This is a genomic window from Jeotgalibacillus sp. S-D1 (genome assembly GCF_004358665.1).
Classification (GTDB): Bacteria; Bacillota; Bacilli; order Bacillales; family Jeotgalibacillaceae; genus Jeotgalibacillus.
Genome location: NZ_SMZR01000001.1, coordinates 332,186 through 356,501 on the forward strand (window position 1 = coordinate 332,186; position 24,316 = coordinate 356,501).

The 24,316-nt window shown below is 42.0% G+C and carries 23 protein-coding genes and 1 other RNA gene; 23 read left to right on the forward strand and 1 reads right to left on the reverse strand.

Annotated features, from left to right (window positions below; all coding sequences use genetic code 11):
- Positions 1-11 precede the first annotated feature (11 nt).
- From aspS to E2R51_RS01665, 5 genes are all read left to right on the forward strand, one after another.
- Positions 12-1,787, forward strand: coding sequence for an aspartate--tRNA ligase (gene aspS, locus E2R51_RS01645; RefSeq protein ID WP_133375287.1), 1,776 nt, complete (start codon positions 12-14; stop codon positions 1,785-1,787).
- Between the two features lie 56 nt (positions 1,788-1,843).
- Positions 1,844-2,031, forward strand: a non-coding RNA gene (ssrS, locus tag E2R51_RS01650) — 6S RNA.
- 139 nt (positions 2,032-2,170) lie between these two features.
- Positions 2,171-2,929, forward strand: a complete 759-nt coding sequence (locus tag E2R51_RS01655) for a tRNA threonylcarbamoyladenosine dehydratase (RefSeq protein ID WP_133375288.1) — start codon at positions 2,171-2,173, stop codon at positions 2,927-2,929.
- Positions 2,930-3,055: 126 nt separating this feature from the next.
- On the forward strand, positions 3,056-3,988 hold the full coding sequence (locus E2R51_RS01660; protein ID WP_133375289.1) for an ABC transporter ATP-binding protein: 933 nt from the start codon (positions 3,056-3,058) through the stop codon (positions 3,986-3,988).
- A complete protein-coding gene (locus tag E2R51_RS01665; RefSeq protein ID WP_133375290.1) occupies positions 3,981-4,922 on the forward strand; it encodes an ABC transporter permease in 942 nt (313 codons plus the stop codon). The genes E2R51_RS01660 and E2R51_RS01665 overlap by 8 nt, the downstream gene beginning before the upstream one ends.
- 75 nt (positions 4,923-4,997) lie before the next feature.
- Here E2R51_RS01665 and E2R51_RS01670 read toward each other — a convergent pair whose 3' ends face one another.
- A complete protein-coding gene (locus E2R51_RS01670; RefSeq protein ID WP_133375291.1) occupies positions 4,998-6,257 on the reverse strand; it encodes a replication-associated recombination protein A in 1,260 nt (419 codons plus the stop codon).
- A gap of 129 nt (positions 6,258-6,386) precedes the next feature.
- Between E2R51_RS01670 and cymR the strand changes: the two genes are divergently transcribed.
- From cymR to E2R51_RS01760, 18 genes are all read left to right on the forward strand, one after another.
- Positions 6,387-6,806 carry a cysteine metabolism transcriptional regulator CymR gene (gene cymR, locus E2R51_RS01675; RefSeq protein ID WP_133375292.1) on the forward strand — a complete coding sequence of 140 codons (420 nt, stop codon included), beginning with the start codon at positions 6,387-6,389 and terminating at the stop codon, positions 6,804-6,806.
- A gap of 17 nt (positions 6,807-6,823) precedes the next feature.
- Positions 6,824-7,972, forward strand: a complete 1,149-nt coding sequence (locus E2R51_RS01680; protein WP_133375293.1) for a cysteine desulfurase family protein — start codon at positions 6,824-6,826, stop codon at positions 7,970-7,972.
- 34 nt (positions 7,973-8,006) lie between these two features.
- Positions 8,007-9,122, forward strand: a complete 1,116-nt coding sequence (gene mnmA, locus E2R51_RS01685) for a tRNA 2-thiouridine(34) synthase MnmA (protein WP_133375294.1) — start codon at positions 8,007-8,009, stop codon at positions 9,120-9,122.
- 165 nt (positions 9,123-9,287) lie between these two features.
- The gene (locus tag E2R51_RS01690) at positions 9,288-9,962 is read left to right on the forward strand and encodes a tetratricopeptide repeat protein (protein WP_133375295.1); all 675 of its coding nucleotides are present in this window, start codon (positions 9,288-9,290) and stop codon (positions 9,960-9,962) included.
- A gap of 24 nt (positions 9,963-9,986) precedes the next feature.
- Positions 9,987-12,386: an SF1B family DNA helicase RecD2 gene (gene recD2, locus E2R51_RS01695; protein ID WP_133375296.1), complete on the forward strand. Its 2,400-nt coding sequence runs from the start codon at positions 9,987-9,989 to the stop codon at positions 12,384-12,386.
- A 54-nt stretch (positions 12,387-12,440) separates the two neighbouring features.
- Positions 12,441-12,641, forward strand: a complete 201-nt coding sequence (locus E2R51_RS01700; RefSeq protein ID WP_133375297.1) for a hypothetical protein — start codon at positions 12,441-12,443, stop codon at positions 12,639-12,641.
- Positions 12,626-13,699: an AI-2E family transporter gene (locus tag E2R51_RS01705; protein WP_133375298.1), complete on the forward strand. Its 1,074-nt coding sequence runs from the start codon at positions 12,626-12,628 to the stop codon at positions 13,697-13,699. Before E2R51_RS01700 ends, E2R51_RS01705 begins: the two co-directional genes overlap by 16 nt.
- Positions 13,700-14,021: 322 nt before the next feature.
- On the forward strand, positions 14,022-16,655 hold the full coding sequence (gene alaS / locus E2R51_RS01710) for an alanine--tRNA ligase (protein WP_133375299.1): 2,634 nt from the start codon (positions 14,022-14,024) through the stop codon (positions 16,653-16,655).
- Positions 16,656-16,734: 79 nt separating this feature from the next.
- On the forward strand, positions 16,735-17,004 hold the full coding sequence (locus E2R51_RS01715; protein WP_133375300.1) for an IreB family regulatory phosphoprotein: 270 nt from the start codon (positions 16,735-16,737) through the stop codon (positions 17,002-17,004).
- Position 17,005: 1 nt separating this feature from the next.
- Positions 17,006-17,422 carry a Holliday junction resolvase RuvX gene (ruvX, locus tag E2R51_RS01720; protein ID WP_133375301.1) on the forward strand — a complete coding sequence of 139 codons (417 nt, stop codon included), beginning with the start codon at positions 17,006-17,008 and terminating at the stop codon, positions 17,420-17,422.
- 15 nt (positions 17,423-17,437) lie between these two features.
- On the forward strand, positions 17,438-17,722 hold the full coding sequence (locus tag E2R51_RS01725) for a DUF1292 domain-containing protein (protein WP_133375302.1): 285 nt from the start codon (positions 17,438-17,440) through the stop codon (positions 17,720-17,722).
- A gap of 158 nt (positions 17,723-17,880) precedes the next feature.
- Complete coding sequence (gene mltG / locus E2R51_RS01730) at positions 17,881-19,080, forward strand: endolytic transglycosylase MltG (protein WP_133375303.1); 1,200 nt, start codon at positions 17,881-17,883, stop codon at positions 19,078-19,080.
- Between the two features lie 203 nt (positions 19,081-19,283).
- Entirely contained in the window at positions 19,284-19,922 is a 639-nt protein-coding gene (locus E2R51_RS01735) for an O-methyltransferase (protein WP_240732937.1), read from the forward strand.
- 4 nt (positions 19,923-19,926) lie between these two features.
- The gene (locus tag E2R51_RS01740; protein WP_133375304.1) at positions 19,927-20,856 is read left to right on the forward strand and encodes a peptidase U32 family protein; all 930 of its coding nucleotides are present in this window, start codon (positions 19,927-19,929) and stop codon (positions 20,854-20,856) included.
- A 17-nt stretch (positions 20,857-20,873) separates the two neighbouring features.
- Positions 20,874-22,154, forward strand: coding sequence for a peptidase U32 family protein (locus tag E2R51_RS01745; protein ID WP_133375305.1), 1,281 nt, complete (start codon positions 20,874-20,876; stop codon positions 22,152-22,154).
- Complete coding sequence (udk, locus tag E2R51_RS01750; RefSeq protein ID WP_133375306.1) at positions 22,151-22,786, forward strand: uridine kinase; 636 nt, start codon at positions 22,151-22,153, stop codon at positions 22,784-22,786. The genes E2R51_RS01745 and udk overlap by 4 nt, the downstream gene beginning before the upstream one ends.
- 129 nt (positions 22,787-22,915) lie before the next feature.
- Positions 22,916-23,392, forward strand: a complete 477-nt coding sequence (gene greA / locus E2R51_RS01755) for a transcription elongation factor GreA (RefSeq protein WP_133375307.1) — start codon at positions 22,916-22,918, stop codon at positions 23,390-23,392.
- Positions 23,393-23,596: 204 nt separating this feature from the next.
- Positions 23,597-24,313: a YrrS family protein gene (locus tag E2R51_RS01760; protein WP_165967109.1), complete on the forward strand. Its 717-nt coding sequence runs from the start codon at positions 23,597-23,599 to the stop codon at positions 24,311-24,313.
- Positions 24,314-24,316 lie beyond the last annotated feature (3 nt).

Below are 24,316 nucleotides of genomic sequence, written 5' to 3' on the forward strand. Positions count from 1 at the left end.
AGGAAAAAAGAATGTTTGGAAGATCATATTATTGCGGAGAAGTACCCGCATCATCAGTTGGAGAAAAAATCACATTAAAAGGGTGGGTGCAAAAACGCCGGGATCTTGGCGGTCTGATTTTTATTGACCTGCGTGACCGGACAGGTATTATACAGGTTGTGTTTAATCCTGCAAATTCAGCTGAGGCGTTAGAACAGGCTGAAAAAATCCGCAGCGAATATGTTTTAAGCATAGAGGGAATGGTAGAAGCCCGGGATAGCAGTACAATTAATCAAAATCTGTCAACTGGAAAAATTGAGGTTCACGCTTCTGATGTAACCATCATAAGCGAAGCTAAAACGCCGCCATTTACCATTGAAGATAAAACTGAGGTGGCAGAGGATATTCGTTTGAAATACCGCTATCTTGACCTTCGCCGTCCAGTAATGATTGATACGTTTAAAATGAGACATAATGTCACTAAATCCATCCGCGGATTTTTAGATGAAGAACAATTTATTGAAGTGGAGACACCAATGCTGACCAAAAGCACTCCTGAAGGTGCCCGTGATTACCTTGTGCCAAGCCGTGTACACGAAGGGGAATTTTACGCATTGCCACAATCACCGCAGCTCTTCAAGCAAATGCTGATGGTAGGCGGATTTGACCGTTATTATCAAATTGCCCGCTGCTTCCGTGATGAAGATTTGCGTGCAGACCGCCAGCCGGAATTTACGCAAGTCGATATTGAAACAAGCTTTATGAGCCAGGAAGACATCATGTCCATGAACGAACGGATGATGGCTAAAATGATGAAGGATGTCAAAGGGGTCGAACTTCCTCTTCCTCTTCCTAGAATGACTTATAAGGATGCGATGGAGCGTTACGGATCTGATAAGCCGGATACACGTTTCGGCATGGAATTAATTAATGTCTCTTCATTAGTTGAACATTCGGGCTTTAAGGTTTTCAGCGGTGCCGTAGCTAATGGCGGACAGGTAAAATTAATTAATGTTAAAGGTTCTGCAGATAACTACTCGAGAAAAGACATCGATGCGCTTGGCGAATTTGCCGGACGTTATGGTGCTAAAGGGCTTGCATGGCTGAAGGTTACTTCTGAAGGCTTTAACGGACCAATAGCAAAATTCTTTGGAGAAGACGAACAGGCAGATTTAACTTCAGCTTCTGAAGCACAGGAAGGCGATTTATTATTATTTGTAGCAGACAAAAAGTCAGTGGTGGCAGATGCACTTGGTGCACTTCGATTGAAGCTTGGGAAAGCTCTGGGCTTAATTGATGAAACTCTGTATAACTTCTTATGGGTTACTGACTGGCCCCTGCTTGAATATGCGGAAGATGAAGGACGCTATTATGCTGCTCATCATCCTTTCACAATGCCAGTGCGCGAAGATCTGCCATTGCTTGAGAGTGACCCTGGTGCAGTAAGAGCACAAGCTTATGATATTGTATTAAATGGATATGAACTAGGCGGAGGCTCACTTCGTATTTATGAACGTGAAATTCAGGAAAAGATGTTCCAGGTACTAGGTTTTACTGAAGCGGAAGCACAAGAGCAGTTCGGCTTCTTACTGGAAGCTTTTGAATATGGCACCCCGCCACATGGTGGAATTGCTCTGGGGCTGGACCGTTTGGTAATGCTCCTTGCAGGCCGGACAAATCTTCGTGACACGATTGCGTTTCCTAAAACAGCAAGTGCAAGCTGTTTGTTAACAGATGCTCCAAGCCGTGTAAGTGAAGCTCAGTTAGATGAATTGCGCTTGTCATTGAATCTTCAGAATAATCGATAAATGATGGTAAATTAATTGATCTTTTAAAATTGGTGTGCTATTATTTATACACAAGGCAAGTCCTGATGTGTACGTTATCTATTCAATCAGTTTTGACCGAACAATTCTATGTTTGGGAGTCTGCGTTTTCTTATAGCATGCATGCCTTTTGCGAGGACGCACCAAGTGAGAAACAGGGCACCCACCTGCTGAGAGCGGGTTCAAAACGATAGATATTTCCCGAGACGGCACGATTGGGATTTGCCACCTAATACATACGATTCAAACCGCCGGACTGAAGCCGGCGGTTTTTTATGGCTTTGAACCTATATCCCTCATTGATTTAACCATAAAAATAAGCTATCCTTAAAACCGTCACAACTAACAATTTGGAGTTGATTTTAATGCTTCACCAATTTTCACGCAATGAACTGGCTATCGGGTCAGAGGGGCTGGAATTACTTAAAGGAAAAACTGTAGCTGTTTTAGGTATTGGAGGCGTCGGCTCTTTTGCTGCTGAAGCACTTGCGAGAAGCGGCGTAGGCCGGTTAATTCTGGTGGATAAAGACGATGTGGACATTACCAATGTGAATCGTCAGGTAATTGCTTTGCTTTCTACTGTAGGCCAGCCAAAAGCAGATTTGATGAAAACGCGAATAGCTGATATCAATCCTGACTGTGAAGTCATATCATTAAAAATGTTTTATACGGAAGAAACATTCGAAGAGTTTTTCAGTTATGGTCTTGATTTCGTAGTGGATGCTTCCGATACGATTTCTTATAAGATTCATTTAATGAAAGAGTGTTTAAACCGGAATATTCCCATTATTTCGAGCATGGGTGCTGCAAATAAGATGGATCCCACACGTTTTCAAATAGCAGATATTTCGAAAACACATACCGATCCGATTGCAAAGATAATTCGTAAACAATTGCGAAAAGACGGAATTCCAAAAGGGATTCCAGTTATTTTTTCTGATGAAAGTCCGATTGTGATTCGGGAAGAGGTGAGGAAAACGGTTGGAAATGATCAGGCTGCGATCCGTAAAGCAAAAATGCCGCCTTCCTCGAATGCTTTTGTTCCATCTGTAGCCGGCTTAATTGCAGCAAGCTATGTGATAAACACAGTGTTAAAAGATGTCATGATCAAGCGAGTACAATAGCAGGATAGGAAAATCTGATTCGGGATACGAATCAGATTTTTTCTTTTAATTGAAACTTTTTACCAATGTTTTCGTAATAGTAGATGAGTTAATTAAAGGAAAGCAACTATTAAAGGAGGGAAACCTATGACACAGCAGTCAATTGTACAGCTTAGAAATGTGACCAAAACCATCGGTGGAAAAACAATTATTAACCGTGTTTCTTTTGACGTTTATGGCGGAGAAGTTTTTGGTTTTCTTGGACCGAATGGAGCCGGTAAAACAACCACCATTCGAATGATTGTAGGGTTAATGAAACTGACAGACGGAGATGTACTGATTGAAGGCAAAAGCATTAAGAGTGATTTTGAAGGTGCCGTCAAGCAAGTTGGAGCCATTGTAGAGAATCCGGAAATGTATAAATTTTTATCAGGCTACAAAAATCTTCTACACTATGCCCGGATGTATAAGGGTATATCGAGGGAGAAAATTGATGAGGTTGTTAAGCTGGTAGGTTTGGAAAACAGAATAAATGACAAAGTCAAAACCTATTCACTTGGCATGCGGCAGCGGCTTGGCATTGCACAAAGTCTCCTTCATGATCCGAAGGTGCTTATACTGGATGAACCGACTAATGGTCTGGACCCGGCAGGAATCAGGGAGATTCGGGATTACATAAGACGCCTGGCAAGAGAAAGAGGAATGGCAGTCATTGTGTCGAGTCATTTGCTGTCTGAAATGGAAATGATGTGTGACCGGATAGGCATTATACAAAAAGGAAAATTAATTGATGTGCAATCGATGCATGACTTTGTTTCTACAAAGGGCGAACTGTTTAATTTGCTGGTAGAAAATCCTCAGGAAGCCCGCACTAAAGTACTGGAGCATAACCCGTCCTGGACAGTTGAAGTCCTGGAACAATCGTTAGTGATCAACATGACAAAAGAAGATATTCCTGCTCTTGTACGATTCTGTGTGGCAAGCAATATTGATGTATATGGCATTTCACCGGCAACTAAAACGCTGGAAGATCGTTTTCTTGAAGTGACGGCAGAGGAAGGAGTGGCTTCAAATGGTTAATTTAATCCGGAATGAATGGATGAAAATTATGCACCGTCCTGGAACTTATGTGATGGCAGGCCTGTTAATACTCGCAGTTATTGGCTCCACCGTTATTACTTTGTTTATAAATTCATCAGGCGGCACAGAAGATGCAGCCTGGCAGCAGCAGCTGCAGGCAGAAAATGAACAAATTAAAATGACGATAGAAACAGGGGAAAATGATTTTTATGTTCCCAGTGCAGAGGGCGCTCTAGCCATTAACGAATACAGATTGGACAATGATATTGCGCCGAATGACCGGGATTCCATGTGGACTTATCTGGAGAATATTTCATTTTTGATTGCGATCGTCGGGCTGTTTGCGATCATAACAGCTTCAGGCATAGTTGCAGGGGAATTTTCATGGGGAACTATCAAGCTTCTAATGATCAGACCTATTGCTCGTTGGAAAATCCTTCTTTCCAAACTTCTTACTGTTGCATCGTTTGGAATTGTATTCATTGGTATTCTTATTGCTTTGTCAATGCTATTAGGAGTTATCTTTTTTGATGGCGGATCAGCAGTCCATCTTACTTATGCGAACGGAGCTGTAGAAGAAGGAAATATCGTTCCGTATTTATTAAAGATCTATCTGTATAATTCCATCGATGTAATTTTGTTAACGATGATGGCATTTATGATATCAGCAGTATTTCGCAACAGCTCTCTTGCGATTGGAATCAGTTTATTTCTTTATTTTGTCGGAGGATCAGCAACAGCCTTTATAGCAGCCTATTATGATTGGGCAAAATACAGCCTGTTTGCCAATACAAACTTAGCACTGTATGAGATGGGAATGCCTGTCGTGGAAGGAATGACCATGACTTTCTCGGTTATCATGATTTTAATTTATTTGAGTCTTTTTATCGTTCTGGCTTTTACTGTATTTACAAAAAGAGATATTGCAGCATAAAAAATAGGAAGAAATCAAAAAAATGCTCTCACGATTGTCGTGGGAGCAATTTTTTGCGGTTTTGTCCCGCTCTTTTTATTTCATGTTTTCATAAATTTGTTTTAAAGCCTGTTCAAATTTTCCTGTTATTTTTGGTTCGTAATATGTTGCATTCTTAATGGTATCAGGCAGGTATTGCTGTTTCACCCATCCGTTTTGATAGCTGTGAGGGTACTTATATTCTACACCGCGTCCAAGCTCTTTTGCCCCTTTGTAATGGGCATCTTTAAGATGTTCGGGTACCGTACCGCTTTTGCCGGAGCGAATATCACTGAGAGCAGAGTCGATTGCGCTGATCGCTGAATTTGATTTTGGTGACAGACAAAGCTCAATGACGGCATTTGCCAGAGGAATGCGTCCTTCTGGAAAACCCAGCCGCTCTGCTGATTCGATCGCTGCCAGCGTGCGGGCGCCGGCTTGAGGGCTTGCTAAACCGATATCTTCATAAGCAATGACAATCAGCCGGCGGGCGATTGTGGGCAGATCACCCGCTTCAATTAGTCTTCCCAAATAATGGAGTGAGGCATTAACATCACTCCCTCTGATGGATTTTTGAAAAGCGCTCATTACATCATAATGAGCGTCTCCATCCTTATCATGGGAAAAACTCTTTTTCTGCAGGCATTCTTCTGCTATGGCGGGGCTGATTGTAATGGAATCACCTTCTGGAGAGGTGGATTTAACAGCCAGCTCAAGGGCGTTCAACGCACTTCTGACATCGCCATTGCTTCCAGCAGCAAAATGCTCGAGTGCTTCTTTTTCGAGTGTGACATTCAGTTTGCCAAGCCCTCTTTCTTCATCCTCCAGAGAGCGGATAATGGCGGTTTTCATATCTTTTATTGAAAGAGGATGAAGCTCGAAAATCTGACACCTGCTCCGAATCGCTGGATTGATCGCATGATAGGGGTTGCTGGTAGTCGCTCCAATCAGGGTAATCATTCCGTTTTCTAAATAGGGAAGCAGAAAATCCTGTTTCGTTTTATCCAGCCGATGAACTTCATCTAATAATAAAATCACCTTGCCGGACATTTTGGCTTCCTGTACTACGATTTCCATATCTTTTTTATTATTGGTAACAGCGTTCAAGGTGCGAAAAGCGTATTGTGTGCTGCCCGCTATAGCTGAAGCGATCGATGTTTTCCCGATACCAGGCGGTCCATATAAAATCATTGAAGACAGCTGCTTCGCAAGCACCATGCGGCGTATTATTTTACCTTCACCAACCAAATGTTCCTGTCCAATCATTTCATCTATGTGTCTTGGCCTCATTCGAAAAGCTAAAGGTTTAATGCTCATTTGATCACTCCATACAGGGATAAATTTCTTGCATCTATCATAGTACCAACACAGAAGAAATGCCAACGATAGTAGTTGTATGCTATAATGTCAAAAGTCAAACATCGATGGTTAGAGGTGGAAAGTTAAATGAAAATATCGACAAAAGGCCGTTACGGTTTAACAATAATGATTGAGCTTGCCAAACGTCACGGGGAAGGGCCGACCTCGTTAAAAGCAATTGCCAAAACCCATGATCTGTCAGAACATTATCTGGAGCAATTAGTCGCTCCGCTGAGAAATGCAGGTTATGTAAAAAGCATACGCGGTGCATATGGCGGCTATATTTTAGCGAAAGAGCCCACCGATATAACAGCGGGTGATATTATCCGCGTTTTAGAAGGACCCATTAGTCCTGTGGAAGGCATTGAGGATGAAGCTCCACCACAAAGAGAATTATGGATTCGTATACGCGACGCTGTAAAAGACGTGCTCGATCATACAACAATTGATGATTTAGCCAATTATACCGATGAAGGCGAATCAGACGCATATATGTTTTATATTTAAAAATGGAGGGAATTTGAGTGAATCAAATATACGCTGATCACGCAGCTACAACACCTGTGCATCCGGAAGTGCTTCACATCATGACAGAAATGTTAACTGAGCACTACGGGAATGCATCAAGTATTCATGCTGTAGGTCGGAGATCCAGACAGGTATTGGACGAAGCAAGAAGCTTTGTTGCAAAATGCACAGGTGCTCATTTTAATGAAATCATTTTCACTAGCGGGGGAACTGAAGCAAATAACCTTGCAATTAATGGCGTTGCGGATGCAATGAAACATAGAGGCATGCATATCATTACTTCCAAAATTGAACATCATGCCGTGCTGCACCCCTGTGAAGCATTGGTTCAAAAAGGATTTCATGTGACGTTTCTGGATGTTGATGAAACAGGAAGCGTTTCAGCTGAAGATGTTAAAAACGCACTGACAGATGAAACAATACTTGTCTCCATTATGTACGGCAACAACGAAGTGGGAACGATTCAGCCGGTTGAAGAAATTGCACAAATTTTAACCGGCCATCAGGCGCTGTTTCACACAGATGCTGTTCAGGCTTTTGGAGCAGAGGATATTAATGTTAAAAAATTGGGAGTGGATCTGCTATCTGTTTCAGCCCATAAAATTAACGGACCTAAAGGGGTCGGTTTTCTTTATGTGAAAAAAGATACCCCTTTATCTCCCCATATTCTGGGCGGTGAACAGGAGCGGAAGCGGCGTGCAGGTACGGAGAATGTAGCTTCCATTGCAGCACTTGCGAAAGCAGTTGAACTTGCTGCGGAAGAGCGGGAGCATAAACGAAAAAAACTGGCAGAAATTAAAAATGCACTGATTAATCGCCTGGACGAGCATGGGGTGAAGTACAGTGTAAACGGATCTCTTGAGCATACTTTGCCACATGTGCTAAACTTAAGCATCTTTGGCGCAGATGTTGAAGCAATGCTGGTGAATCTTGATCTTGCAGGAATTGCAGCATCGAGCGGTTCTGCTTGTACTGCTGGGTCGATTGAACCATCTCATGTCCTGACAGCCATGTTTGGCCAGGGCAGTGAACGGCTGAGAAATTCAATACGCTTCAGCTTTGGTTTAGGAAGTACGATAGAACAGGGAATTAAGATTGCTGATGAAATTGCATTGATTGCGAAGCGTCTTATACCAGCAAATTAAGCCAGGTGAAATATATAATAAAGTGGTGGAAAAGATGACAAAATCACTAAAAGATACACGAGTGGTTGTGGGAATGTCCGGTGGAGTTGATTCATCTGTTGCAGCATTGCTTTTAAAGCAGCAGGGATACGACGTCATTGGGGTTTTTATGAAAAACTGGGATGATACCGATGAAGCAGGTGTGTGCACAGCTACTGAAGATTACAATGATGTGATTCGTGTATGTAACCAGATTGGTATTCCTTATTATGCAGTTAACTTTGAAAAACAATATTGGGATAAGGTATTCACCTATTTTCTGGAGGAATATAAAGCAGGAAGAACACCAAACCCTGATGTTATGTGCAATAAAGAAATTAAGTTCAATGCCTTTTTAGATCATGCGATAAAGCTCGGTGCAGATTTTCTTGCTACTGGTCATTATGCACAGGTTGAGAAAAGAGATGGAGAAATTAAAATGCTCCGGGGGCTTGATGAAAACAAAGATCAAACCTATTTCCTTAATCAACTGACTCAGGATCAGCTTTCTAAAGTAATGTTCCCAATTGGCAATATTGATAAAAAGGAAGTTCGTAAAATTGCTCATGAAGCAGGGCTTGCTACTGCTGCTAAAAAGGACAGTACAGGGATTTGTTTTATTGGAGAACGAAATTTTAAAGAGTTCTTAAGCCAATATTTGCCTGCACAGCCGGGTGATATGGTGACGATGGACGGTGAAAAAGTTGGTTCTCACGATGGGCTTATGTATTATACAATCGGTCAGCGTCACGGACTGGGCATAGGCGGTTCCGGGGAGCCCTGGTTTGTTCTTGGCAAGGATGTAGAAAAAAATCAATTGTTTGTCGGTCAGGGATTTGAGCATGAGTCACTTTACTCTACTTCATTAACAGCTGTGGATGTAAACTGGATGTCGGCTAAAGCACCTGAAGCTTCATTCCGCTGCACTGCTAAGTTCCGCTACCGTCAAACAGACAGCAAAGTAACTGTTAACCTGATGGAGGATGGACAAGTCGAGGTAATTTTCGATGAGCCTTCCCGGGCAATCACGCCAGGTCAGGCAGTGGTGTTTTATAACGGGGACGAGTGTCTGGGCGGAGCGACAATCGATAAAATTTATAAAAAGCAAGAACAGCTTTTATATGTAGGCTGACAGCTGGAATGTAAAAGGCACCTTCATCTTTATAAGCGCCAGAAAGCGTTTTATGGAAGTGACAGGGCCTGCTGCATTCCTTTTTTATTTTTGCTCTGCATTATCGCTGTGATATACTTTGAACCATTAATACATAGATAAATGACTCATTTAGGAGTGAAAGATATGAAGAATTTAAATGAACAGGCAATCCAAAAGTTGCAAAATGGTGAATACGAGAAAGCAATTGAACTATTAAATAAAGCCATCGAAGAAGATCCAAATGATGCAGCAGCTTATATTAATTTTGGAAATGTTCTTGCTCAATTTAACGAACTGGAAAAAGCTGAAAGGTTCTTTCAAAAAGCAATAATCGTTGATGAAGAGGCAGGACTTGCCTACTATGCTTTGGCAAACTTGTATTACAATTTGGAACGCTTTAATGAAGGTGCTTCCCTTTATGAAAAAGCGATCAGTAAAGGGGTGGAGGAACCGGACGTTTATTTTATGCTGGGCATGTCATTGATGAATCAGGATAAATATAAGCTTGCCCTGCCATACCTTCAGCGTGCAGCCGAACTTTCTGAGCATGATGATGAGGCACACTTTCAATATGGTCTTGCACTTGCCCAGCTGGAAATAGGGGAAGAAGCGATTAAACAGCTGGAAATTGCCGTTAAACTAAATCCGGAACATGCGGATGCATTATATAATTTAGGTGTGGCATATGCAGGGTATGAAGAAAATGCTATTAAGGCTTTGAGCTCCTTTGAACAGGCTATTGAAGCTCAGCCAGACCATTATTTGGCCTTAAACGGAAGAGAGATAATGAAGCAGACAATTGAATCAAAAGGCAACTGATTTCTGCAGTCGGGAGGGAAGAGGATGAGCAGTGAACCGATGGATTTATTTACGGAAGAACTGTATGTAAAAGGGAGACATATTGTAACCATCTTTCATAATGAAGACAATATGTATTCGGTTGTCCGGATCCGGGTGGAGGAAACGAATACACCCAATACCGAAAAAGAAGCAATCGTGACAGGGCATTTTCCGCGCATGCAGGAGGAGGACGCGTACACGTTTCACGGCCGCTTCAAAGAACATCCTCGATTTGGTCTGCAGTTTCTTGCCACGCGGTTTCAAAAAGAGCTTCCCCAGACGAAGCAGGGGATTGTTCATTATCTTTCCAGCGATCTTTTTTCCGGAGTTGGAAAGAGAACAGCTGAAAAAATAGTGGATACATTAGGTGACAAAGCGATATCCAAAATAATGGAAAACGAAATGGTTCTCCAGGAAGTGCCAAAACTTTCAGAAGAAAAAGCCAAACACATATATGAAGTGCTGATCGAACATCAAGGGCTTGAAAGGATCATGGTGCATTTAAGCGACTGGGGATTCGGTCCGCAGCTCTCTATGAAAATTTATCAAATGTATCAGGATGCTACTCTTGAAATACTGCAAAAAAATCCTTATCAGCTTGTATACGATGTGGAGGGGGTGGGCTTTGGGAAAGCCGATGAATTGGGCAGGCATCTGGGACTCTCGGGGAAGCATCCCGACCGCATCAAGGCAGCCTGTTTGTTTAGCTTGCAGCAGACCTCTCTTCAGGAGGGACATGTGTATGCACACTCAAAAGACCTGCTGGTAAAGGTTAAGGAGCTATTGCAAAAACATCAGCCTGAGTCCATTGAATACACTGATATTTCTGCCCAACTGATCGTTTTAAATGAAGAAGGGAAAATCGTAGGAGAAGATAAGCGTATTTACATGCCTTCGCTTTATTACTCAGAAAAAGGACTTGTCACAAATATAAACCGGCTGCTTGCACATAAAGAATATGAGGATCAATTCCCGGAATCTGAATTCCTGCTTGCTTTGGGCAATTTAGAAGAAAAGATCGGTGTTTCTTACGCAGCTTCTCAAAAAGAAGCTATCCAGACCGCTCTTACTTCCTCTCTTATGATCTTAACCGGCGGACCGGGGACAGGTAAAACAACTGTTATTAAGGGGATTGTTGAACTGTATTCAGAACTTCACGGCATATCTCTTGATCAGGATTCGTACAGCAATGAAGAACCGTTTCCTATCGTGCTTGCTGCCCCCACCGGGCGGGCTGCAAAACGAATGTCCGAGTCGACAGGCCTAAGGGCAATGACCATTCACCGGCTGCTTGGCTTCACTGGACAGGAAGAAAAAGAGGAAGATGAAGATCGTTTAGTGGAAGGCAAGCTGCTGATCATCGATGAAATGTCGATGGTGGATACATGGCTTGCCAATCAGCTTCTGCAGTCGGTACCTGATACGATGCAGGTGATCCTTGTGGGGGACCAGGACCAGCTTCCTTCTGTTGGTCCAGGACAGGTGCTGCAGGATCTGCTTTATTCCAAGATCGTTCCTACTGTTCAATTGACTGACATATACAGGCAGGAAGAGGGGTCTTCAATTATTGAGCTTGCCCATAATATGAAAGAAGGGAAGCTGCCGGCAGACTTGCGAAAGCAGCAGCCGGACAGATCTTTCTTACCCTGCAAGGCCAATCAGATGGAAGAAGTGGTTGGGAAGATTGTTAAAAATGCACTTGCTAAAGGATATACGTCAAAAGACATACAGGTGCTTGCTCCTATGTACAGAGGACCAGCGGGAATTGACAGATTGAATAAAGTATTGCAGGAACTGATGAACCCTGATCCCGATGGCTCCCGCAAAGAGCTGCAATGGGGAGATATCACTTATCGAATTGGCGATAAAATCCTTCAGCTTGTTAATCAGCCGGAAAGTCATGTATTCAATGGGGATATGGGCGAAGTCATATCGATATTTTATGCAAAAGAAAATACTGAAAAACAAGATATGCTTTTGGTTGCATTTGATGGAGTGGAAGTCACCTATACCCGCCAGGATTTAAATCAGATTACACATGCTTTCTGCTGTTCCATTCATAAATCGCAGGGCAGCGAGTTTCCGATCGTCATTCTTCCGGTTGTAAAAAGCTATTATCGCATGCTGCGACGTAATTTATTATACACAGCCATAACACGCAGCAAGCGGTTTTTAATTATGTGCGGAGAAGAAGAAGCTTTTCGTTTTGGTGTTGAACGAAAAGACGATCTATCCAGATTGACCACGCTGCGAAACAAGCTGCAGGAGCAGAATCATGCTCAGGAAGAGTTTGAAGAGCAGCCCGTAGTTGATGAAATAAACCTGCTTGAAGTTGACCCGATGATCGGCATGGATGGAGTAACACCCTATGATTTTATGGAATTGCAGGGGGCAAACGAATAAATTATTCCATACTGGGCAACGATGGGAAGTAAAATCCTGTATAGGAGGACTCTCATGAATTGCCCTTGCTGTAAACATCGTGATATTGGAAAAATTGGCACAAAGCATTATTACTGCCGCCATTGCTGCATTGAATTTTTAGTTTATCGTGGAAAGTTATCCCTTTATGAAATCTCTGAGGATGGGACCATTGAAAGCTTGGATGATTTGTTTCAAGAGGCAGAATTAGGCGATCAAAAATGGATAATCTCCTGAAAAAATGGTTATCGCGAATTATTGTCGTTTTACTGCTGTTGCTGTGTGCCTGGATAGTCAGCATTTTATGGCCGGTTATTAAGCCGGTACTATCGGGTATCTGGCTTGCCATTGTTCCTCTTTTTTTAAGCATTTTAATAGCCTATCTTTTAGTCCCATTTGTTCACTTGTTAAAAAAAGGTAATTGCTCTGATTTGTTAGCTGTATGGATCGTCTTTATCATTTTATTTTCACTGATCGGTATGGCTGTTCAGTGGGGCGTACCGGTTTTAATAAGGGAATGGAATCACTTCCTGGTTCATATGCCATCCATTATGTCTCAAATTTCATCCTGGAATTCAACAATCAACAGCTGGATTGCTGATATGCCGGGTCCAGTGAGCGAAATGGTGTCAAAGGCAATAAATAGACTTCAGGAACGAATCGAAAACAGGGTAGAAGGTGTGATGGGCGGTGTGGATCATTCTTTTAAATGGATTATCGCCCTGTCTCTAGTGCCATTTATGTCTTTTTATCTGCTGAAGGACCGGAAAATGATAGGGGAACGATTGCTCCGATTAATGCCGGTTAAACGTAAAGATCAAATACTAAAAGTATCAAGAGAATTAGATCAGAGACTTGGCGGATATGTCCGGGGTCAATTATGGCTGAGTCTCGCTGTAGCTGCAGTCTCCTTTGCCGCACTATATCTTATTGATCTTCCTTATGCATTGCCTCTGGCTGGTATTATGGGTGTATTTAATGTTATCCCATATATAGGTCCTGTTATTGGTGCGTTTCCCGCGATCCTTATCGCGAGTACGGTTTCAGGAAGCATGATAATCTGGGTGCTGATTTCAGCGTTTGGCATTCAAATGGTGGAAAGCCATCTGCTCGCACCATGGATCATGGGGAAAAATGTTCATATTCATCCTGTTGTTATTATGATTTTATTGCTTGTAGGAGGAGAGCTCGCCGGCATGCTCGGATTGATCATCGCTGTGCCTTTATTTATGGTTGTAACCATTATATCGAGATCTTTTTTCAAACTTCATGTTGATGAGCGAATTGACAAATGACAATATCCTTTTTATAATTTCTTTAGGAAAATAATCGAAACTCGAAGATGGAACAAGTACATTGCAAACTATTCATGCACAATCGTGCAAGAGAGAATTCTCCCCAGGCTGAAAGAGAATTTGGATAAGAGTAATGGAAAGCTAGTCCGGAGTGCAGGTAAACTCTGCCGTACGCTGCGTTAAAGCGCTCAAAGTGATGAGTGGAATTGTGCGCTCATAACCAGGGTGGTACCGCGAGTTTGCTCTCGTCCCTGTAGGGGGATGGGGGCCTTTTTGTGTTTTCTTGGAACCATTAGTGAGTAAAATTGAAGGAGGAATAATGATGCAAAAGTGGTCAGGTGCAGAAATCAGAAAAATGTTTTTAGATTTCTTTCAGGAAAAAGGTCATGATATTGAACCGAGTGCTTCACTGGTTCCGCATGAAGACCCGTCTTTATTATGGATAAACAGCGGAGTTGCTACATTAAAAAAATATTTTGACGGAAGGGTTATTCCGCAAAACCCACGGATTGTGAATGCTCAAAAATCAATTCGGACAAATGACATTGAAAATGTAGGAAAAACGGCACGACACCATACATTTTTTGAAATGCTGGGGAATTTTTCAATTGGAGAATACTTTAAGGAAGAAGCAATTGACTGGGCGTGGGAATTTTTAACTTCACCAAAGTGGATCGGATTCGAAAAAGAAAAGCTTTCCGTTACCGTACACCCTGAAGACCATGAGGCTTTTAATTATTGGAAAGAAAAAATTGGTTTGCCGGAAGAGCGTATCATCCGGTTGGAAGGGAATTTCTGGGATATAGGTGAGGGCCCAAGTGGTCCTAACACGGAGATTTTCTTTGACCGTGGCCCTGAATATGGTTCGGATTTAACTGATCCTGAACTCTATCCTGGTGGAGAGAATGACCGCTACCTTGAAATATGGAATCTTGTATTTTCACAGTTTAACCATAATCCAGACAATACTTATACCCCGCTTCCAAAGAAAAATATTGATACAGGGATGGGTCTGGAAAGAATGGCATGTGTAGTTCAGGACGTGCCGACGAACTTTGAAACAGATCTTTTTATGCCAATTATCCAGGCAACAGAAACGCTTTCCGGACAGCAATACGGCCAGGCAATTGAAAAGGACGTTGCTTTTAAAGTAATTGCCGATCATGTTCGTACAGTTTCTTTTGCCATAGGAGATGGGGCTTTGCCATCAAATGAAGGCAGAGGCTATGTTTTAAGAAGACTTCTCCGCCGCGCTGTTCGTTATGCGAAGCAGATTGGGATTGATCGTCCATTTATGCATGAGCTTGTTCCTGTGGTGGGAGATATCATGATTGATTTCTACCCGGAAGTGAAAAGCAAAGAGACTTTTATCCGTAAAGTGATCAAAACAGAAGAAGAACGCTTCCACGAAACACTAAATGAAGGACTGGCTATCCTTTCAGGCCTCATGAAAGCGGCAAAAGCTGACGGATCTGGCATAATCGCTGGAAAAGATGTTTTCCGTCTTTACGATACGTTTGGTTTTCCAGTAGAGCTTACTGAAGAGTACGCAGAAGAAAATGGCTTGGAAGTAGACCATGCAGCTTTTGAAGAAGAAATGGGCGCACAGCGTGCCAGAGCCCGGGCAGCAAGACAAGATTCCGGATCGATGCAGGTACAGGGGGGTGTTCTGGGCGAAATTAAAGTAGCCAGTGAATTTGTTGGATATGATCAGTTGACGTATGATTCCACTGTTGAGGCAATTGTTCGTGACGCAGCGTTGACAGATAAAGCAATTGAAGGAGAAGAGGTGCAGTTGATTCTTGCCCGCACTCCGTTTTACGCTGAAAGTGGAGGTCAAACTGGCGATAAGGGGACAATCTCAAATGACCGGATGAAACTTCGTGTGACAGATGTAAAAAAAGCGCCAAATGGTCAGAACATCCATACAGCGGTTATCGAACAAGGGGTCATTGAACAAGGGGATATTGTCACCTCTCAGGTAGACCCATCATCCAGAAGTGCAATTACGAAAAACCATACCGCAACCCATTTGCTGCACCAGGCATTAAAAGATGTATTAGGAGATCATGTTAACCAGGCAGGTTCACTTGTTGAGGCGGACAGGCTGCGTTTTGACTTTTCTCACTTCGGTCAGGTTCAGCCAGACGAGCTTAAACGTATTGAGGAAATTGTAAATGATAAAATATGGAACAGCTACTCTGTTGAAACAGCCAATAAATCCCTAGATGAAGCAAAAGCAATGGGAGCGATGGCATTATTCGGTGAAAAATACGGTTCAAATGTACGCGTAGTTTCCATTGGTGACTACAGTCTTGAACTTTGCGGAGGCTGTCATGTTAACAGTACTGCAGTGATTGGTTTATTCTGTATTATTTCCGAAGGCGGCATCGGTGCCGGAACACGCAGAATTGAAGCTGTAACTGGAGAAGCAGCATACCGATACATGAATGAGCAAATTAATCTGTTAAATCAATCAGCACAAACATTAAAAACTAATCCGAGAGATCTTGCTGCACGCATTCAGAGCCTGCAAAATGAAATAAAAGAGGTTCAGCGGGAAAACGAATCATTGCATGCAAAAATGTCAAACATTGAAGCAAGCAGCATTATGGACCGTGTGGTAGACATTGATGGCGTGGCAGTTCTTGCACAACAGGTTCAGGTGGCAGATGCAAACGGTCTGCGGACAATGGCTGATGATATTAAAAACAAAATCGGATCCGGCATCCTGGTGCTTGCGTCCGTTCAAGGTGATAAAGTTCAAATAATTGCAGGCGTTACAAAGGATTTAATTGAAAAAGGATACCACGCTGGACAATTAGTAAAAGAAGTTGCTTCACGCTGCGGGGGCGGCGGCGGCGGACGCCCTGATATGGCTCAAGCCGGAGGGAAAGATCCTTCTAAAGTAAAAGCTGCGCTTGAATTCGTACCGGAATGGGTGAAATCCGTTTGATTCTCTTACAATCTGGTGTACAATAAAAAGTATGTTGGATAAAAGGAATACATAGGTATTCCGGAGTGGGGTGCAGAAAATGAGCTCATTTGATAAAACGATGCGATTCGACTTCGGGGATGAATCGATGGATAAAGAAGTACAAAGAGTTCTTAACCAGGTGTTTGGAGCATTAGAGGAAAAAGGGTATAACCCTATTAACCAGATTGTCGGTTATCTATTATCCGGCGATCCTGCTTACATTCCCCGGCACCAGGATGCCAGAAATATCATCCGCAAGCTTGAACGTGATGAAATCATTGAGGAGCTTGTAAAGTTTTACTTACAACAGCATAAAGAGGATAACTAACATGCGGGTAATGGGATTGGATGTTGGCACGAAAACAGTTGGTGTTGCAATTAGCGATGCATTTGGCTGGACTGCTCAAGGAATTGAAACCATCAAAATTGATGAACGGGGCGGTCAGCTTGGATTTAAAAGAATCAAAGAACTCGTTTTGGAGCATGAAGTCTCAACTATTATAGTCGGTCTGCCGAAAAACATGAATAACTCAATCGGCCCCCGTGGTGAAGCTTGTCAGCAATATGCAGAAAAACTGCATAAAAAACTTGATATTGAAGTAAAACTATGGGATGAGCGACTTAGCACAATGGCAGCGGAACGTGTTCTTTTAGAAGCGGACGTCAGCCGGGAAAAAAGAAAAAAAGTTATTGATAAGATGGCAGCAGTAATGATTTTACAAGGCTACTTAAATAGCCGGAAATGAAGAGGTGTGAACAATATGGAACATGGTGAAAAGCATATTACAGTTGTAGATGAACAGGGAAATGAAGTACTATGTGAGGTCCTATTTACGTTTGATTCAGATGAATTTAAAAAATCTTATGTGCTTTACTTCCCTGTAGGGGAATCAGAAGAAGAGGAAATCGAAATTCATGCTTCTTCGTTTGAGCAGGATGATGAAAATGCAGAAGGCGAACTTAAGCCGATTGAAACAGAAGAAGAATGGGACATGATCGAAGAAATGCTAAACACATTTTTAGATGAAGAGGAAGACGCAGAGTAATTCAGATCCCCTTTTTTCAAAATCGGGGTGAGGGAGACACGCGCGCTTTCGACAAGAACACACAGGAGTTTGTTGCCTGTGTGTTTTTTTATTGTATAATGAATCTATTGAAGAAATTCGGCTGCTAATTGTTGCTGTTATATGTGGAGGGAATTTGTTTGAACGACAATCAATCTAAGTATGATCAATGGATTCAAAACTTACAAGAACGGAAAAAGGAAGCGAGAACTGTGAGAAAAATAGTATTCATTTCCATGATCGTTCTAATTGTAATAATTGCAGGGGTCGGGATTGGCGGATATTTTTACGTTACTTCTGCGTTAAAACCTGTAGATACTGATGACGAAAATCCGGTAACGGTAGAGATTCCTATTGGATCATCTGTCGATTCCATTACCTCGATTTTAGAGGAAAATAATATAGTGAAAGATAAAAATGTATTCAAGTACTATTTGAAATTTAATAATGAGTCCGAATTTCAAGCCGGCACTTACGACTTGACTCCTGCCATGACACTTGCTGAGATTACGGAAAGTTTAAAAACGGGCAAAGTTTATCATGAACCCATATTTAATGTGACCGTTCCTGAGGGGCTTCGTTTGGAAGAAATTGCTCAGATTATTGAAGATAAAACCAATTATACTCAGAAACAATTTATGGAAACGATATCTGATCGTGATTTTATTGCCTCCTTACAGGAGAAATATCCTGAACTAGTAACGGATGAGGTAATGAACGAAGATATCCGTCATCCATTGGAGGGATATTTATATCCCGCTACGTACCCATTTTACGAAGAAGATCCTTCGCTTGAAAAGATCATTACAGAAATGGTGGATGCAACAAATAACATAATGACGCCATATATTGCTGCAATTTCTGAATTTGAAGCTGGAGATTTTGGACCCGTAAAGGAGGATGAAGAAAATAATCCTATGACGGTGCATAAAGCGCTGACTTTTGCTTCCCTTTTAGAAGAAGAAGCAACCGAGTCTACAGATCGAGGCGTCATCGCAGGAATTTTTTACAACAGACTGGAAGAGGATATGCCGCTTCAAACGGATCCCACGGTTTTATATGCATTAAATGAATGGAAGGACCGGGTATTGTTTGAGGATCTGGAGGTTGATGACCCCTACAACACTTACCAAAATCGCGGGTTGCCGCCCGGGCCAATCGCTGCTCCAGGTGAAGCTTCTATTGAGGCAGCGTTGAATCCGGAGAACACAGACTACCTTTATTTCCTGGCAGCAGCTGAAGATGGAGCCGTATATTACTCTGAAACGCTTGAAGAGCACGAGCGTAAAGCAGAAGAGTATATATACAATGCAGCAGACGATAAAGACGAGCAGCAATAAAAAATGACTAGATGGCGGGAGGAAAGTTTATTCACTTTCCTCCTTAAGTTGTGTTAAAATGGAACAAGTATTTTTAAGCGTACTTCACAGAGCCGGTCGAGGATGAAAGCTGATTATGGCTTTCTTCTTTTCATGTCAGGCAGCTAAAGAGGTGAACGCTCTTTTTTATGTGAATTGCAGCGGAGTAAAAGGCGGGATTCCTATTGAATGATCAAGTTCACGGCTATATTGAAAAACTGTACACAGACCGTGCGCCATTACTTACGGAGATGGAGAACTTTGCTGTCGAGGGGAATATCCCCATTATGGAACTTGATGGTATAGAAGCTTTGCTCCAATGGCTCCGGTTTCAGCAGCCAAAGCGTATTTTAGAAGTTGGCACAGCCATTGGGTATTCAGCTATTCGGATGGCAGAGGCGTTGCCAGACGCTCAAATTGTATCGATTGACAGAGATGAAGAGCGTCTTGCAAAGGCGTCAACCTATATAAGCAGATCAGGCTATGAGGATCGTATATTTCTACTCCATGGTGATGCACTCGAAATAAAGCACAAGGCTGAAGAGTTTGGGCAATTCGATGCTTTATTTATTGATGCGGCGAAAAGTCAATATGGACGATTCTTTGAATTATATGAACCTCTTTTATCAGCGCATGGTGTCATTTACACAGATAATGTTTTGTTTAAGGGCCTTGTGGCTGAAGCCAGTCCGGAAGTCAGCAGAAATGTAAAGCAGCTTTTAAGGAAAATAGATCATTATAATAAATGGTTAATGAATAATGAGAACTACCAAACAGTTATTTTGCCGGTGGGCGACGGTTTGGCCATAAGCAAAAAGAGGTGACGATATGAAGAAGCCGGAGTTGCTCGTCACGCCATTATCATCAGCACATATAAAAGAGTTATGTGAAGCCGGTGCTGATGCATTTATAATAGGCGAACAGCGATACGGGCTGCGTTTAGCAGCTGATTTTTCAAGAGAAGAATGCCAGGAAGCAATACGCATCGCCCATGATTATGATAAGAAGGTCTATATCGCAGTAAATGCTATTTTTCACAATGATAAAGTGGATGAATTAAATGATTACCTGCTGTTCTGTCAGGAAGCTGGAGCTGATGCAATTGTATTTGGTGACCCTGCAGTTTTAATGGCTGCCCGTGAATCAACACCGAACCTTCCTTTGCATTGGAACACAGAAACGACTGCCACCAATTACTTTACATGTAATTACTGGGGTCAACGCGGAGCAAAACGTGCTGTATTGGCCAGAGAGCTTTCAATGGATGCAATCGTTGAAATGAAGGAAAATGCAGAGGTTGAAATTGAGATTCAAGTTCACGGGATGACCTGCATGTTTCAATCTAAACGTTCTCTTCTGGGGAATTACTTCCTTTATCAAGGGAAAGCACTTCAAATTGAAAACCGAAAAGAGCAGAAAAACATGCTTCTTCATGATGTGGAACGAGATAATAAATACCCGATTTTTGAGGACGATAATGGCACGCATATAATGAGTCCAAACGATATGTGCATCATTGATGAATTGCAGGAAATGATTGATGCGGGAGTCGATTCCTTTAAAATTGAAGGAGTTCTGCAAAAACCTGATTATGTAACGAATGTTACTGCATTATACAGAAAAGCGATTGATGCTTGTGCAGCCGATCCTGAAGCGTATGAAGCCCAGAAAGACCAGTGGCTAGAAGCAATCGAAGAAGTACAGCAGCCACATCGTCCGCTCGATACTGGATTCTTCTTCAAAGAAACCGTCTATTAAGGTGGGAGGTCTCAAAGATGGCAATAATAAATGATAAAATATCAACAATCATTGATGGGAAAAGAGTTATTGTAAAAAAGCCTGAATTATTGGCACCTGCCGGAAACCTTGAAAAGCTTAAAGTGGCAGTTCATTATGGCGCTGACGCGGTTTTTATTGGAGGTCAGGAATATGGCTTACGCTCAAATGCAGGCAATTTCACCTTGGAAGAAATGAAAGAAGGGGTCGAATTTGCAAGAGAGTATGGCGCAAAAATTTATGTAACAACAAATATTTTTGCCCATAATGAAAATATGGACGGGCTGGAAGAGTATTTACGTGGCATTGCCTCTGCGGGGGTTGCTGGTATCATTGTCGCAGATCCGCTGATCATTGAAACATGTAAACGTGTGGCTCCTAATGTGGAAATCCACTTGAGCACCCAGCAGTCACTTTCCAACTGGAAAGCAGTTAAGTTCTGGAAAGAAGAGGGACTTCACCGCGTCGTATTAGCCCGGGAAACAAGCGGAGATGAAATTCAGGAAATGAAAGAAAAGGTAGATATTGAAATTGAAACATTTATCCATGGTGCAATGTGCATCGCATACAGCGGGCGCTGTGTCCTGAGCAACCATATGACAGCGCGTGATTCAAACCGTGGAGGCTGCTGTCAGTCATGCAGGTGGGATTATGACCTGTATGAAGTGGACAATATGGAAGAGAAAGCATTGTACAGTGAAGAAGATGCCCCGTTTGCCATGAGCCCTAAAGATTTAAAGCTGATAGAATCAATACCGAGAATGATTGAAGTTGGAATTGACAGCTTAAAAGTGGAAGGCCGGATGAAATCGATTCACTACGTTGCCACAGTAGTCAGTGTGTACCGTAAAGTGATTGACGCATATTGTGCGGATCCAGAAAACTTTAAAATTAAACAGGAATGGCTGGATGAACTGGATAAATGTGCAAATCGTGAAACAGCTACAGCTTTCTTTGAAGGTGTACCTGGACACGAGGAACAAATGTTTGGCGTTCATGGCAAAAAGACCAAGTTTGATTTTGCCGGTCTTGTTCTGGATTATCATGAAGAGTCCGGCATGGTTACGCTGCAACAGCGCAACTACTTCCAATCCGGGCAGGAAGTAGAGTTTTTTGGGCCGGAAATGGAAAACTTTACACAAGTTGTGGATAAAATATGGGATGAAAAGGGCAATGAAATCGAAGCAGCCCGTCACCCGCTTCAAATCATAAAATTCAAAGTTGAGCGTCCTTTGCGTCCGCGCAACATGATGCGAAAGGAGCTTGTCGTTAAATCATGAGAAATAAACCAGTAGTGATTGGGGTAACAGGTGGATCAGGTTCGGGGAAGACTTCAGTAACAAAATCTATTTATGATTTTTTTCAAGGGCATTCAATCGCTATGATTGAACAGGATTATTACTATAAGGACCAAAGTGAAATTCCTTATGAAGAACGTCTTGCAACGAATTATGATCATCCGCTGGCCTTTGATAATGATTTGCTGATTGAACACATTATGACGCTTCAAAATCGTGAGGCGATTGAGAAGCCGGTATACGACTACACTGTTCATACCCGAGCTGAAAGAACCATACCAGTAGAGCCTAAGGATGTTATTATTTTAGAGGGTATTTTGGTATTGGAAGATGAAAGACTGCGTAACTTAATGGATATTAAGTTATATGTGGATACGGACTCTGACTTAAGAATTATTCGCCGTTTACTTCGTGATATAAACGAAAGAGGCCGTACGATTGATTCAGTCGTTGATCAGTATATTAATGTGGTAAGACCGATGCACAATCAGTTCATTGAGCCTACTAAACGATATGCGGACATCATTATTCCGGAGGGCGGACAAAATCACGTCGCCATCGACTTAATGGTAACGAAAATTCAAACGATTCTTGAACAAAAGTCAATTGTGTAATATGATAGCAAAGAATGTAAAGAGGATATTATTTTTCCTCTTTTTTAACTTACTTCATAAAAGAAGTAATGAACACATAGCATGACTAAGAAGTAATCGGTTCTCATGCATTTAAAGGAGTGAAGGGTTTTGTCTAATGAAAAAGTATTTCCAATGACCCAAGCGGGGAAAGAGAAGCTTGAGCAAGAACTTGAGCAGCTAAAATCAGTAAAACGTAAAGAAGTGGTGGAGCGTATTAAAATAGCCCGCAGCTTTGGGGACCTGTCGGAAAACTCTGAATATGATTCAGCGAAAGAAGAACAGGCGTTTGTTGAAGGGCGGATTTCGACGCTCGAGGCGATGATCCGCAATGCGAAAATTATTGAAGAAGACGGCACGTTGGATGGAGTGGTGTCTCTTGGGAAAACCGTTACATTTGTAGAAATGCCAAATGGTGATGAAGAGGCCTATACCATCGTCGGAAGTGCAGAGGCGGATCCGTTTGAAGGGCGTATATCGAATGATTCCCCTATTGCAAAAAGTCTGCTTGGTAAGGTTGTAGGCGATCAAGTGAAAGTTCAAACTCCTGGCGGGGACATGGATGTTAAAATCGTATCAATTAAATAAATTTACTATAAAATACTTCAGATGATGGTTATCATCTGAAGTATTTTTGTAACATTTCCTTTTTGGGTTCGTCTAATCATATAGGTGAACCTACCTAGTTTTGAAAAGGGATTGATTTCACTTGTGCTGATAAGGTACGGTCATGTTATGCTAGTTTAGATTCCGTTGTCATTGGCAGACAGCGTCTTAATAGGAGTGATGAAAATGGCATTTAATAATTCGAGGGTAACAATGCAGGATAAAAAAAGAAGAACAAATTTAATATTAAATTCTTCCATTGCCATTGTGCTTGGTTTAATTGTAATTGTAGGCTCAATTATTTTCTTTAATGATTCAAATAATACGGCTTCGACTGAGTCAGAAGAAAGTCAGACACTTGCTGAAAAGCATTTATCTTCTCAGGAATCCAATGAAGACAGCGGGTCTTTAGCAGATAAGGGACAGAACGATGAGAATGAGAATAGCGGTGCAGCAGTAGAAGATGATGAAAAAGAAGATGCAGCCGACGAAAAAGCAACTGAAGATAAAGAAGCTGAAGAATTAGCAGCAAAAGAAAAGAAAGAAAAGGAAAAGAAAGAAAAAGAAGAACAAAAGCGTAAAGAAGATGAGAAGAAAGAATTGGAGTCAAATGACGAAACAAACAGTGATGACTGGAAACCAATTGGGACTTCGCAGACTGGGGAGCATGTTTCCTCCTATGATGAAGGAACGGTCGATTGGAATGAGAAAGTTAAAGCTTTATCTTATGCTACTGGTATAAATGCAGATAACATGACTGTATGGTATATAGGAAATGATGGAAGCCCTCAAAAATCGGTTGGTACGGTTTCGGAATCAGGTAAACCGAATGAAAAATACCGTGTCTATCTTGAATGGGTCGACCAAAAAGGATGGAAGCCAGTAAAAATGGAAAAATTATAAAAA